This is a genomic window from Roseibium sp. QJM3NY_11, from assembly GCF_056173175.1.
In genome coordinates, this window is the sequence record NZ_CM149660.1 from 3,370,794 (window position 1) to 3,384,059 (window position 13,266).

The 13,266-nt window shown below is 60.9% G+C and carries 10 protein-coding genes; 5 read left to right on the forward strand and 5 right to left on the reverse strand.

Annotated elements, in window-relative coordinates:
• Positions 1 to 53: 53 nt before the first annotated feature.
• A complete protein-coding gene (locus AC0VX3_RS15590) occupies positions 54 to 1,346 on the forward strand; it encodes a zinc ABC transporter substrate-binding protein (protein ID WP_475521280.1) in 1,293 nt (430 codons plus the stop codon).
• Between the two features lie 70 nt (positions 1,347 to 1,416).
• On the opposite strand, the gene AC0VX3_RS15595 is transcribed toward AC0VX3_RS15590, so the two are convergent.
• On the reverse strand, positions 1,417 to 3,414 hold the full coding sequence (locus tag AC0VX3_RS15595) for a L,D-transpeptidase family protein (protein WP_475521281.1): 1,998 nt from the start codon (positions 3,412 to 3,414) through the stop codon (positions 1,417 to 1,419).
• Between the two features lie 696 nt (positions 3,415 to 4,110).
• Complete coding sequence (locus tag AC0VX3_RS15600; protein WP_475521282.1) at positions 4,111 to 4,677, reverse strand: single-stranded DNA-binding protein; 567 nt, start codon at positions 4,675 to 4,677, stop codon at positions 4,111 to 4,113.
• A 627-nt stretch (positions 4,678 to 5,304) separates the two neighbouring features.
• Between AC0VX3_RS15600 and uvrA the strand changes: the two genes are divergently transcribed.
• The 4 genes from uvrA to trmFO all read left to right on the forward strand — a co-directional run bounded on the left by uvrA (position 5,305) and on the right by trmFO (position 10,884).
• Entirely contained in the window at positions 5,305 to 8,178 is a 2,874-nt protein-coding gene (uvrA, locus tag AC0VX3_RS15605) for an excinuclease ABC subunit UvrA (protein WP_475525188.1), read from the forward strand.
• A 244-nt stretch (positions 8,179 to 8,422) separates the two neighbouring features.
• Positions 8,423 to 8,572: a DUF1127 domain-containing protein gene (locus tag AC0VX3_RS15610; protein ID WP_342894819.1), complete on the forward strand. Its 150-nt coding sequence runs from the start codon at positions 8,423 to 8,425 to the stop codon at positions 8,570 to 8,572.
• Positions 8,573 to 9,004: 432 nt separating this feature from the next.
• Positions 9,005 to 9,154 (forward strand): DUF1127 domain-containing protein, encoded by a 150-nt coding sequence (locus tag AC0VX3_RS15615; protein ID WP_342894820.1) that lies wholly within the window; start codon positions 9,005 to 9,007, stop codon positions 9,152 to 9,154.
• A gap of 311 nt (positions 9,155 to 9,465) precedes the next feature.
• Positions 9,466 to 10,884: a methylenetetrahydrofolate--tRNA-(uracil(54)-C(5))-methyltransferase (FADH(2)-oxidizing) TrmFO gene (gene trmFO, locus AC0VX3_RS15620; protein WP_475521283.1), complete on the forward strand. Its 1,419-nt coding sequence runs from the start codon at positions 9,466 to 9,468 to the stop codon at positions 10,882 to 10,884.
• A gap of 26 nt (positions 10,885 to 10,910) precedes the next feature.
• Here trmFO and AC0VX3_RS15625 read toward each other — a convergent pair whose 3' ends face one another.
• From AC0VX3_RS15625 to secF, 3 genes are all read right to left on the reverse strand, one after another.
• Positions 10,911 to 11,762, reverse strand: a complete 852-nt coding sequence (locus AC0VX3_RS15625) for a phytoene/squalene synthase family protein (RefSeq protein ID WP_475521284.1) — start codon at positions 11,760 to 11,762, stop codon at positions 10,911 to 10,913.
• A 57-nt stretch (positions 11,763 to 11,819) separates the two neighbouring features.
• A complete protein-coding gene (locus AC0VX3_RS15630) occupies positions 11,820 to 12,197 on the reverse strand; it encodes an Mth938-like domain-containing protein (RefSeq protein WP_475525189.1) in 378 nt (125 codons plus the stop codon).
• A 114-nt stretch (positions 12,198 to 12,311) separates the two neighbouring features.
• On the reverse strand, positions 12,312 to 13,262 hold the full coding sequence (secF, locus tag AC0VX3_RS15635; RefSeq protein WP_342894823.1) for a protein translocase subunit SecF: 951 nt from the start codon (positions 13,260 to 13,262) through the stop codon (positions 12,312 to 12,314).
• Between the last annotated feature and the right edge of the window lie 4 nt (positions 13,263 to 13,266).

The following is a 13,266-nucleotide window of genomic DNA, read 5'->3' on the forward strand; positions in this document are numbered from 1 at the left end:
AACGTTATAAAGTTACATGTAATATTGTAACGTCAGATTGGATCGAGACCAGAATGCCCTTCCCCCAGCGCCAAACCCTGTCCTCAAGGAAACGCCTCAGCCTGCTGTCGACCTGTCTCGGCGGCGCGCTTCTTGCCATGACCACTGCGGCGGCAGCGGACTCCCCTTCCGTTGTCACGACGATCAAGCCGCTTCACTCCATTGCCTCGGCGGTGATGGACGGTGTCGGCGAACCGCTTCTCCTCATCGATGGCGCCGCATCTCCGCACGGATTTGCCCTGAAACCGTCGCAGGCGTTTCTGCTCCAGGGCGCCGACGCCGTCTTCTGGGTCGGCGAAGCACTGGCCCCTTCCCTCGCCAAACCGATCTCATCGATGGCAGACGATGCAGCAGTCGTCGAGATGATGGACGTCACCGGCATTCAGCACCTGGATATCCGGGAAGGTTCCGACTTCGACGCGCATGATCACGGCGACCACCATGACGAGCACGCCCACGACGAACATGACCATGAAGAAGATGATCATGCTCATGGGGACCATGACGACCATGAGGAGCATGGGGACCATGACGACCATGAGGAGCATGCGGGCCACGACGATCACGAGGAGCATGCGGATCATGACGACCACGAAGAGCATGCGGACCACGACGACCACGAAGAGCATGCGGGCCACGACGATCACGAGGAGCATGCGGATCATGACGACCACGAAGAGCATGCGGGCCACGACGATCACGAGGAGCATGCGGACCACGACGACCACGAAGAGCATGCGGACCATGACGGCCACGAAGGCCACGAAGGCCATGATCATGCCGGTGTGCAGGATGCCCATGTCTGGCTGAATCCGGACAACGGCATCGTGATGGCCGCGCAGATGGCGGATACACTGGCGCGCATCGACCCGGACCATGCAGATATCTACAAGAAAAATGCGGAAGCCTTCGCCGACCGTATCGAGGCTCTCGAAGGCGAGATCGTCTCGGTGCTCAAACCGGTGTCAGGCAAGAAGTTTGTCGTCTTTCACGACGCCTACCACCATTTCGAGCATCATTTCGACATGGAAGCGAGCGGTGCCATCACCCTGTCGCCTGAAACGCTGTCAAGCGCGGAGCGTGTTGCGCAGGTTCGTGCGAGGATCAAGGATCTTGGCGTCACCTGCGTGTTCCGGGAGCCTCAATTCGAGTCGAAACTGGTCGAAGTCGTGATTGAAGGAAGCGAGGCGCGCGTCGGCACGCTGGATCCGCTGGGAACACAGTTGGAAAACGGGCCGGATCTTTATCCGGAATTGCTGAAGGGCCTGGCGGTTTCGCTGGCAAGCTGCCTCAACGGAGACAGCTGATCAATGCAGAACTCCGCCGGTCAGTGACCGGCGGAGTGGTTCCTGCCAAGCGGTGCCCGGTGATCGGCAATCAGGATGTCCTGGCCTTGCTGCGGACAGCCCGGGTCTTTTCAAGTGCCTTCAACAGATACCGGTCGCGGTCGTAGACGTCCGAGTAGAAGGCGATCGATCCGTCGTCTTCAGGCCAGGCCGTGAAATAGGACACATAGACCGGGATGTCTCCGGCGACCTGTTCCTGTTCGTTCTGGCCTGCGGCGATGCGTGAGGTCACGTAATCCTTGGACTTGCCAAGCACGGCGGCGGCCATGGCCTTCGGGTCATGCAGACGGATGCAGCCGTGAGAGAAGGCACGGACGTCCTTCTTGAAGAGGCTCTTCGACGGCGTGTCGTGCATGTAGATGTGGTGTGCGTTCGGAAACAGGATCTTGACTTCACCAAGCGCATTGGACCGGCCGGGATACTGCCTCACGTTGATCGATTGCTGCCTGGACGCGACGGCGTACCAGTCGACCGAGGAAGACGACACCTTGCGTCCGCCAGGCGTGGAGACTTCATAGCCGGCCCGATCCAGATAGCTCGGATCATTGGCGAGTTTCGGCAGCATCTCGTTGACAATGATCGAATAGGGGACGCCCCAATACGGATTGTACTCGACCACTTCGATCGTGTCGTAAAAGAAGTTTGTCTGGTTGGATTTCTTGCCAACCACCACACGCATGGACAGAGGGTCCTCGCCGGGCGCCGTATAGGTCGCGGTGAAGGCCGCCTGGTTGATGAAAACCTTGCGTTCGCCGAGTTCTTCCGGAAGCCAGCGGCTCCGTTCCATCGCGAGTTCGACCTTGGCGATCCTGGCGGCATTGGTTTCCCCGACCATGGCCTTGATCGAGTTTTTGCCGACAATACCGTCCGGCGTCAGCCTGACTTCCTTCTGGAAGGTCTTGACGAGGTCCACAAGTTCGGGCGTGTACAGATCGCCGCCATCGTAAGCCTCAAGCGTTTCCGCATGCAGCGTCCTGAGTTCGTCGGAGCCGTTTTTGGCGATCGCCGCGACGATGTTCTTCATTTCCGGGCTCGACTTGCCGGCCTTCAGAAAGGTGCCCGGAGCGATCGTGATCTGGTCGGCTTCCTGATCCTCGGCCTTGAGCCGTGCCAGTTCCGCGGTCAGTTTCCTGAAATGATCGTTCTGGGGAAGGTGTCCGGTCAGCTCCCCGGCAACGTCATCGGTCGCCTCGAGCTGCTGAAGAGCCGCGACCAGATCAACGTCGTGACGCGGCAGGTCGTGGTACTGCGAAATCCGGTTCGGATCGACGCGGCCCCGCGTCGCATCGAGCACATAGGTCATTGCCGCCGCGCTCAATTCCATTTCGAAACGCATGACGGCGGCGTCGCGGTCCGCGCCCTCAAGGCCGGCAACCGCGGGCAGTGCGACGAAATAATCGTCCGGATCGAACGCGAAGGTCGCGGCATTCGCGAGGGCCCTGCGCAATCCGGCCGCCTTGGCTGTCGGCTTGCCGTCTTGCACCCAGACGAAATCGGGATGTTCGCGGTAATAGGCAATCAGAGCTTCGCCGACACCCGGCAGTGCGGTCAGATTCATGTCCTTGAGCGCCGGGCGGGCCTCGTCGAACGCGGTCAGAACGATCGGTGCCTGCGGAGCGGTGTCCGTTTCGACGGCCGTTGTTTCGGCCCCCTCGGGAACGATCTGCGCGGGCTGAACCTCGGCCGTTTTCTTTTCGGAAAGCTCGGCGAGCGAAACCTGCTTCCACGCATCGGGCGCGTAGGTCAGGTAGCGGGGAGCGGATACCTTTACTGCCGCCGTCTGCTTACGGAGCTGTTGCTGACGCAGACGCTCCTCCTTCCGGCGCTGATGCTCCGGATTGAACAGGCGCTGGAGGAAATTCTGGGCACTGGCCGGCTCAACCGCCGAGACGCTGAGACCGGTCGCCAGCACGGACGCCATCAGCCCCGCCTTGAGAGAACAGCCAAGGAAGCCCCTGGTCCTTACCGCCAACGCGGACACGCCCTTGCCGGGCTTGCGTTCGCCGTGTCTCGTTGTATCTGCTCGCATTGTTTCAACCCGAAATGTTTAAGTTTAAAGGCCCGGCATCACGCCCAGTCCCGCCGGTAATCTCGATCCCTGCCTGGGATAGCCCCGTTCCCTGTGTGCCGAACGGGAGCTATGTCAACAAGGCGCGGCCGGTCAGTCGAATAGTCTGAATCGGGGCCGGACGCCTGCTGCTGTCGTTTGATACTATAGCAGGACTAAGTCTGTGGTTAAGGTCGGCTGTCATACACAGATTTTGAAATCAATTCAGTGTGACGATAATGCCGCTCGCGGACCCACCCGTGGCTGATTTTTGACGCCTCTTGCCACCAGAGATTGAATATCGGCAATCATCCCCATGGGGACCGGCTTTTGTGGATCTCGCTTCACGCCGGTTTCGGCGCCGCAATCTGCCTCAGCCAGACCATCATCACAGGCCAGAAGGCCCTATTCGGCCCATTCAAGGCGCGGAAATACGTGCATGCATGTCGGCGTGTGCAGGACGCGGCCCAATGCCGGGGCCATGCCTCGCCTAAATCGATACCCCAATGCCGCTGATCTGCCCCGCAGCCTGCCCGATGACGCCGTCTTGCGATCCCGAGCCGAAATCGATGGCATCGGCGATCCGGGCACCTCATGCCGGCCAGGTGCCGGCGGATGTCGCCGCCACCCCGGTGGCTGCCCCGCTGTGCGGGCTGCCACCGGGGTGGTCCGGCCCAATCAGAACGGAATTTCGTCGTCCATGGGTCCGCCACCGCCGCCGGATGGGCCACCCTGGCCGCCCCCGCCGCCGCCATAGCCGCCGCCGAAACCGCCCCCGGAGCCGCCGCCCGAACCGCCGCTGCCGCTGCCGCCGCCGCCGCCGCCGAAGCTGCCACCGCCGCCCTGGCTGTCATTGCCGTAATCCGGAAGGGAGCCGCCACCGGCGCCCTCGCCCCGGCCGTCGAGCATGGTCAGGTTGGAATTGAACCCCTGAAGGACGACTTCAGTGGAATACCGGTCCTGGCCGCCCTGGTCCTGCCATTTGCGGGTCTGCAACTGGCCTTCGAGATAGACCTTGGAGCCCTTGCGCAGGTAGTTTTCGGCGACCTTGCAAAGTCCTTCGTTGAAGATCACCACACGATGCCATTCGGTCTTCTCCCGGCGCTCGCCCGAGGTGCGGTCGCGCCAGGATTCCGATGTTGCTATCCGCAGATTGGCGATCGGACGCCCATCCTGCGTCCGGCGGATTTCCGGATCGGCACCGAGGTTGCCGACCAAAATGACTTTGTTGACGCTGCCCGCCATCCTGCACTCCTGTTGTTTTATCGCGGAACGGCCACATCTTGAACTTTTTCGCTACGTGTTTCGCCGTTCACGCGTTGCAAGCCATGCTGCTAAAGATCAGAACCCTAACGGCCCGCCAACAGCTTCGCGCGCATTTTCCTGTTTCAGCGGCCATTTTCCACAAGGCAGCCTCCAAGGCGCCGCAAGCCCTCCCGGGCCGAACCCGGCCAAACCAGCACCGCGCTCGGTTGCCTGGCCATGACACTCTATCCTGTCTCTGCTCCTGTGCGACATATTTGCCGTCGCGGCGTCAACGCCGGACCGCCGCCCGCACCCTGCCGGTCGCCCAGCCACGGGAAACAATCACCGACATCGGCGCATGTACTTGTTTTGTTCCTATCAGGTCTGTACAAGCGTTTCAATCGTATTGGCTGCGGAAACCGGAATTCGGACGCCTTCGAGGCCTACCCGACTGGAAGCGCCGCGTGAAACTGCTATATCGGGGCAAACGGATGCCACCGCGTGGGACCATCATGCGCCCGCCGCCGCACAAACAGCGGCACCATGCGCAAGAGCTCGGGAAGAATTGAAATGAAGACATCCAAGGGCGCACGGCCGGATGAAAGCTGGAAAAACGACCCCACCCGGATGCTCAGCGTCCGCGGCGCGCGGGAGCACAATCTCAAGGGGGTCGATCTTGACCTGCCGCGCGACCAGTTGATCGTCATGACCGGTCTTTCGGGATCGGGAAAGTCGTCTTTGGCCTTTGACACCATTTATGCCGAAGGTCAGCGCCGCTATGTGGAAAGCCTTTCGGCCTACGCGCGCCAGTTCCTGGAAATGATGCAGAAGCCGGATGTCGACCAGATCGACGGACTGTCTCCCGCCATCTCCATCGAACAGAAAACGACATCGCGCAATCCCCGTTCGACGGTCGGCACGGTCACCGAGATATATGACTATATGCGCCTGCTGTTTGCCCGGGTGGGGATCCCCTATTCGCCGGTGACCGGTCTGCCGATCGAAAGCCAGACCATCAGCCAGATGGTGGACAGGGTGCTCGCGCTCAAGGAAGGGTCACGGCTCTTTCTGCTGGCACCGATGGTGCGCGGCCGCAAGGGCGAGTACCGCAAGGAACTCGCGGAGCTCATGAAAAAGGGCTTTCAGCGCGTCAAGATCGACGGGACATTCCACGAGATCTCGGAGGCCCCCGCACTTGACAAGAAATTCAAGCATGACATCGACGTGGTCGTCGACCGTCTCGTCGTGCGCGGCGATATCGCGGGGCGGCTCGCGGATTCCCTTGAGACCGCGCTGAAACTGGCCGATGGCATTGCCATCGCCGAGTTCGCGGACAAGACCGACAAAAAGGGTGCGCCGGAACGGCTGATTTTCTCGGAAAAATTCGCCTGCCCGGTTTCGGGCTTCACAATCCCGGAAATCGAACCCCGGCTGTTCTCCTTCAACAATCCCTTCGGCGCCTGCCCGACATGCGACGGGCTCGGCACAACGCTGGCTTTCGAGGAAGACCTGGTGGTCCCGGATCATTCGTTGTCCCTGCGCGAAGGCGCCGTCCTGCCCTGGGCCAAGACCGGATCGACATCGCCCTACTACGCCCAGACCCTGGAAGCGCTGAGCAGCCATTTCGACGTTTCGATGGCGACCCCGTGGAAGGACCTCCCGGCAGAGGCCCGGGACGCCATCCTTCATGGCACGGGCAAGACCAAGATCGAGTTCGTGTATAATGACGGCGTGCGGTCCTACCGGACCGAAAAGACCTTCGAAGGTGTCGTCGGCAACATCGAGCGGCGCTGGCGCGAGACCGATTCAAGCTGGGTCCGTGAAGAGCTGGCCCGGTTCCAGTCCGACCACGCCTGCCCGGCCTGCAGCGGCTACCGGCTGAAGCCGGAAGCACTGGCGGTCAAGATCGCGAACATGCATATCGGCCAGGTGACCGAATTCTCCATCCGCAACGCCAGCGAATGGTTCGAGGAACTGCCCGCCAAACTCAATGAGAAACAGAGCGAAATCGCCGGACGAATTCTCAAGGAAATCCGGGAACGGCTCAAGTTTCTGAATGATGTCGGCCTTGAATATCTGACGCTGTCGCGCGCATCGGGCACATTGTCCGGCGGCGAAAGCCAGCGCATCCGGCTGGCGTCGCAGATCGGCTCCGGCCTGACCGGCGTGCTCTACGTGCTGGACGAACCCTCCATCGGTCTGCATCAGCGTGACAACGCCCGTCTCCTGGAAACGCTCAAGCATCTGCGTGACCTTGGCAATACGGTGATCGTCGTCGAGCACGACGAGGATGCGGTCCTGACCGCGGATTATGTCGTCGATGTCGGCCCCGGTGCAGGCGTTCATGGCGGCGAGGTCGTCGCCAAGGGCACGCCCGCTGAAGTCATGGCGAACCCGGCTTCGCTGACCGGGCAATATCTGACGGGCGCAAAGATGATCGCCCGCGCGGACAGCCGCCGGAAGATCAGCAAGAAGCGGCAGATCGCCGTCAAGGGCGCGCGCGGGAACAACCTCAAGGACATCGATGTCTCGGTTCCGCTGAGCACGTTCACATGTGTCACCGGCGTGTCCGGCGGCGGCAAGTCCACCTTCCTGATCGACACGCTCTACAAGGCCGCCGCCCGCCGCCTGAACGGCGCGCGTGACAATCCGGCCCCGCACGACCGCATCGAGGGTCTGGAAGTTCTCGACAAGGTGATCGACATCGACCAGTCGCCGATCGGGCGCACGCCGCGATCCAATCCGGCAACCTATACCGGGGCCTTCACGCCGATCCGCGAGTGGTTCGCGGGCATGCCGGAAGCCAAGGCGCGCGGATATCAGCCCGGCCGGTTTTCCTTCAACGTCAAGGGCGGGCGCTGCGAGGCCTGCCAGGGCGACGGCGTCATCAAGATCGAAATGCACTTTCTGCCGGATGTCTATGTCACTTGCGACGTGTGCCAGGGCAAGCGGTACAACAGGGAAACTCTCGAGGTTGAATTCAAGGGCAAGTCTATCGCCGACGTGCTCGACATGACGGTGGAAGAAGCCGCGGACTTCTTTTCCGCCGTTCCCGCTGTCCGCGACAAGATGAAGACCCTTGCACGGGTCGGCCTCGGCTACATCAAGGTGGGCCAGCAGGCCACGACCCTGTCCGGCGGCGAGGCACAGCGCGTCAAGCTCGCCAAGGAACTGTCCAAGCGATCGACAGGCCGAACGCTCTATATTCTGGATGAGCCGACCACCGGCCTGCATTTTCACGACGTTGCCAAACTGCTCGACGTGCTTCACGAACTCGTCGACCAGGGCAACACCGTCCTCGTGATCGAACACAATCTGGAAGTCATAAAGACGGCGGACTGGATCATCGATCTCGGTCCCGAGGGTGGCGATGGCGGCGGTACGGTCGTCGCCGAAGGCCGTCCCGAGGACGTTGCGGAGGTGCCGGAAAGCTATACCGGACAGTTTCTGCAGGAACTGTTGCGGCGCCGGCCCCAAAGAACGTCGAACGCAGCGGAATAAAGTCACGCCGCCGCCGCGGGGATACCAGGATCAGAGCCTGTGTGCAGCGCACACAGGCTTCATTCTTTGATTTTGCTATGTGTTTTCGAATCACCAAAATGTGCCGCCGCCATTTATGCTGCATTGCATCAAACGCATGTCAGGCATGCAGACTTGGCACTTCTTTTATTTCGACGGGTGAAATATATAATTTCTCAACACGGCGTGGAACGCAGACGCGTTTCGGTAGTTAAGGAATAAGAAGATGTTTGATTCAGTGCGCCAGAAATACAGCAATTGGGTGAGCTATCGCCGTGCGGTTGACGAACTGTCCCGCCTGTCTTCGCGAGAGCTTTCCGACCTCGGCATCTGCCGGAGCGACATCAGGTTCGTCGCACGCCGCCAGAATGGCTGACACATAAGAGATCGCGTCCCGAGGCATCCTCCTCCCAGCCAACGGACGTGTGACACGCAGGGCATCCTCCTCCCAGCCCTGTCACGTCGAAACGACGCCCGCCGGTACCTCCTCCCACTGGCGGGCGTTCGTTTGTCCGGCGTCCGGTTTCCCCGATCTTCCCAAGGCACGAGACGACCTGCGCGCGAGCAACGGGCGCCCGACCATTTCGCACTTGCGAGATTGTAATTTTGCCAGCTATGCAATTAACGATGGCGTTTGTGGCGTTTCAGCCCGTTTAACGCTTTTTTAATCTGCAAAAAACGCATACCTGCTTCGCGTTTTGCCCTCTACCTCGCACTGCACAATTCACCTATCTTACGAACATAAGAGATGAACGGGCCAGACGCCGATCTGCGGTGCCATGGCCATGAGATAGCGAAAGGCCACACCATGATCGATACTGTTGTTCGCAAATTCAACAACTGGAAGCGTTTCCGTCAGACCTATGACGAGCTGTCCAACCTGTCCAACCGTGAACTGAACGACCTAGGCATCGCCCGCGCCGACATTGGCCGCTACGCGCGCCTGTCCGCAAAATAATCGGTTTTGCAATCCGGGGGTCTCCTCCTCCCAGAGTTTCCTTCGGATTGCAATTTCTGCGTTTTTGACGCAGTCCAAAAAGCGCCTGCCGGCACCTCCTCCCACCGGCGGGCGTTTTTGTGTTTGCGCCGTGGTCCATGGCCTTGTCCGGTAGTCCAGGGCCTTGTCCGGTCCGTGCAACAGGACCGACATGAAGCGGACCGTTGCGGAATGGCCTTCGAGCCTGTATCAGGGCGGCTGATCACTTGATCGGTGTGGCCGGTGCCGACTTTGGCATTCCAGAACCAGCCGACCTGTCCCAGGGACGACCAATGACCCTCATTCATGTTATCGGCGGCGGCCTCGCCGGATCCGAAGCCGCCTGGCAAATGGCTCAGGCCGGACTGGACGTGGTGCTACATGAAATGCGCCCTGTTCGGGAAACCGAAGCCCATCAGACGGACGGACTGGCGGAACTGGTCTGTTCCAACTCCTTCCGCTCCGACGATTCGGAACAGAATGCCGTCGGGCTGATCCATCATGAACTGCGGCAGCTGGGCTCGCTGATCATGGCGTCGGCTGATGCCCACCAGGTGCCGGCCGGCAGTGCCCTGGCCGTCGATCGTGACGGGTTTTCCGCCGCGGTGACCCGGGCGCTCGACTCCCACCCGCGGATCCGGATATCCCGCGAGGAAGTCTCCGGATTGCCGCCCGCGGACTGGGAAAAGGTCATCATCGCGACAGGGCCGCTGACGTCCCCGGACCTGTCGCGCGCCGTTCTGGAAAAAAGCGGCGAGGATGCCCTCGCCTTTTTCGATGCCATCGCGCCGATCGTTCATTTCGACAGCGTCGATCTGTCAAAGGCATGGTTCCAATCCCGCTATGACAAGGTCGGCCCCGGCGGAACCGGCAAGGATTATCTCAACTGCCCGCTTGACCGCGACCAGTATGAGGCCTTCATGGATGCCCTGATCGAAGGCGACACCGCGGATTTCAAGGAATGGGAGCAGAACACGCCCTATTTCGACGGGTGTCTGCCCATCGAGGTGATGGCGGCCCGCGGCCGCGAAACCCTGCGTCACGGACCGATGAAACCGATGGGCCTGACCAACGCCCACAATCCGGACGTCAAGGCCTACGCGGTGGTGCAACTGCGCCAGGACAACGCCCTTGGAACGCTCTACAACATGGTCGGCTTCCAGACAAAACTGAAATACGGCGCCCAGGCCGACATCTTCCGGATGATTCCCGGACTGGAAAACGCCCAGTTCGCGCGCCTCGGCGGTCTGCACCGCAACACTTTTCTGAATTCTCCCAGGGTGCTCGATGAAACGCTTCGGCTGAAGGCCGATCCGCGCATCCGGTTCGCCGGACAGATCACGGGCTGCGAAGGCTACGTGGAATCGGCCAGTGTCGGCTGCCTGGCGGGACTGTTCGCGGTCCTTGAAGCACGCGGCCGGGACATTCTTCCGCCGCCGCCGACAACTGCGATGGGGGCGTTGCTTGGCCACATCACCGGTGGCCATATCTCCCGGGATGACGGAGCCGGCAAGCCCGGGTCTTTTCAGCCCATGAACGTCAATTTCGGCCTGTTTCCGCCCATCGAGGCACCTAACAAGGATGAAAACGGCAAGCGGCTGAAAGGCAAGGACAAATCCCGGGCGAAAAAACTGGCCATGACAAACAGGGCAAAGGCTGATTTCGCGGGCTGGCAGTCAAATCTGGGGTTTGACAGGGCAGCGGCGGAGTAGGTCTGCGCCGCCGGCGTCAGCCTGCTTCAGATTTTTCCGAATACACGGCCGGACGCGCGCCACAAGATCCATTGGCGCCGCAGCCGGGACATCCGTGCGTCGTCTTTCAACGGGTCCAGATCCGCGCTTTCGAGCCGCTTCAAAGCCGGTTCAACCAGCGCCAGGGGTAGGAAAGCCGCTTCGCAAGCGGCCGGGACCTCGGTAGATGCCTGCCGGACCCGCGCCAGATGATGGCGCGCGTGGCCACGCAGTTCCGACAGCACGGCGCGCAACTCCGGTGTCGTTTGCCCCCGGAACAGGGTTTCCTTATCGAGACCGTGTCTGGAACAGACGTCCGACGGCAGATACATCTGGCGGCGGGCGGCGTGCCAGGGCAAGGCCTGCATCATGCCCGTCAGGGCATAGGCAACGCCCGCATGACCGGCCGCCGTTGCCGTTCCCGGTTCCTTGCCGCCGTTCAGAACCAGACAAGCAAGCTGGATGAGACCGGAACAGGTTTCCCCCGCATAGCCTTCAAGGTCGTTCAGGCTCGGCATCGGGTCATTGTAGAGATCGAAAATCCGGGCCTCGGTCATGGCCACCAGGCTGTGTTTCGGAAGCTCATAAGTCCGCACCGTCTGCAGCAAGGCATTGGCGACCGGATTGGACGCCACAGCGCCGTGCTCCGTGCCTTCCAGAAGGTCGCGCCACCATTGCAGACGCACCTCGCCCGGCAGAGGTTCGGAGACGACATCCCGGATGCGGCCGATCTCGGCTGCGAAGGCATAGAGTGCCATCAGGCCGGCACGGTAGGCCTCCGGCGCCAGCAGAGCGCTCAGATACCGGTCCCGGTCATACGTGCGCGCCACATCGGCTGCATAGTCGAAATCTGTGGTCATGATCTGTGCTCACACCCGATCTATGCCTGCACCCGGCCATCTTGCGCCACGGTCTGCTCAGTCCACGGCCAGCAGGGCGGCGGCGACCGCGCGGTTCTCCGACAGAAGCACGTTGTAGGTGCGCACTGCTGCCCCGGTCGACATGGGATCGGCGAGAATACCTGCTTCGCGAAAGGCTTCCTTCAACGCCGGGGGCAAGGGACGCAAATCTGTGCCCGTGCCGACCAGCACCACCTCGATATCCTCCTGTTCCTCGAACACTTTGTGAAAGGTCTCGAGGGTCAGGCCCGAAGGGTCCGAAAGGTTCCAGCCATAGATGCCGCTCGGAAGGCAAAGGAGCGAGCCCCGGTGCGACATCTTCGCGAACCGGAACCCGCCATTGCCGTAGGCATCCACTGGCGCCCGGCCCGGGAAATGCGCATCACGGATCTGCATCACGCGCCTTTTCTAGATCAGCGGGTGACAAGCCGGAAACGGCTTATCGCCCAAAAGCTGATCGATTTCCAAGTGTTGGAGCATCCTTTCAGGCGTTTCCCAACGGCCGATGCTCTAGACGGACGGCTTGGCCTCGGGGCCTTCCGTGCTGTCGTCCTCCTTGGCGTCCAGTGCATCGGGACGCAAGTTGAACAGGATCAGGAACGGCGCCGCCAGGAAGATCGACGAATAGGTGCCGATCACGATCCCGAAGATCATGGCGAGCGTGAACGACTGGATGACTTCTCCGCCGAAGATATACAGCGCAAACAGGGCCAGCAATGTGGTGACCGACGTCATCGTCGTTCTGGCAAGGGTCTCGTTGATCGACTGGTCGAGCAGTTCCTGCAGCGAGCGCTTCTTGTATTTGCGCAGGTTCTCCCGAATCCGGTCGTAGATCACGACGGTATCATTGAGCGAATAGCCGATGATGGTCAGAACCGCGGCGATGCTGGACAGGGAAAAGTCCAGTTGCAGCAGAACAAAGAGCCCCACCGTGATGACCACGTCATTCGCAGTCGTGAGGATGGCGCCGAGCGCAAACTGCCATTCGAACCGGAACCAGATGTAGAACAGGATCGCCAGCAGCGAGGCGATAACGGCGATCGCCCCGGCCTGTGCCAGTTCACCGGACACACGCGGACCGACCACTTCCACCCTGCGGAAGTCGACGTTGTCATCCGCGAAAATCGTCCGAATACGCTGGACCACGGACTGCTGCGCCAGTTCGCCGCCCGGCTGTTCCTCGACACGAATGAGGATATCATCCGAGCCGCCGAATTCCTGTACCTGGATGTCACCGAGATTGAGTTCGGACAATTCGGATCGAATTGCGCCGACATCGGCTGGCCCATCGGTCTTGATCTCGATGATCGTGCCGCCCTTGAAGTCGATGCCGTAATTCAGACCGACGGTGAAGAAAGCGGCAAGCGAGGCGATCACCAAAAGAACGGATAGCGGAAAACTGACCTTCCGCAGCCACATGAACTTGATATGCGTGTTGTCCGGAACGAGTCTCAGCAACATTTTA

Coding starts and splice junctions, on each gene's coding strand:
- AC0VX3_RS15590 (WP_475521280.1), top strand. CDS start 54: ATGCCCTTCCCCCAGCGCCAAACCCTGTCCTCAAGGAAACGCCTCAGC.
- AC0VX3_RS15595 (WP_475521281.1), bottom strand. CDS start 3,414: ATGCGAGCAGATACAACGAGACACGGCGAACGCAAGCCCGGCAAGGGC.
- AC0VX3_RS15600 (WP_475521282.1), bottom strand. CDS start 4,677: ATGGCGGGCAGCGTCAACAAAGTCATTTTGGTCGGCAACCTCGGTGCC.
- uvrA (WP_475525188.1), top strand. CDS start 5,305: ATGCTCAGCGTCCGCGGCGCGCGGGAGCACAATCTCAAGGGGGTCGAT.
- AC0VX3_RS15610 (WP_342894819.1), top strand. CDS start 8,423: ATGTTTGATTCAGTGCGCCAGAAATACAGCAATTGGGTGAGCTATCGC.
- AC0VX3_RS15615 (WP_342894820.1), top strand. CDS start 9,005: ATGATCGATACTGTTGTTCGCAAATTCAACAACTGGAAGCGTTTCCGT.
- trmFO (WP_475521283.1), top strand. CDS start 9,466: ATGACCCTCATTCATGTTATCGGCGGCGGCCTCGCCGGATCCGAAGCC.
- AC0VX3_RS15625 (WP_475521284.1), bottom strand. CDS start 11,762: ATGACCACAGATTTCGACTATGCAGCCGATGTGGCGCGCACGTATGAC.
- AC0VX3_RS15630 (WP_475525189.1), bottom strand. CDS start 12,197: ATGCAGATCCGTGATGCGCATTTCCCGGGCCGGGCGCCAGTGGATGCC.
- secF (WP_342894823.1), bottom strand. CDS start 13,262: ATGTTGCTGAGACTCGTTCCGGACAACACGCATATCAAGTTCATGTGG.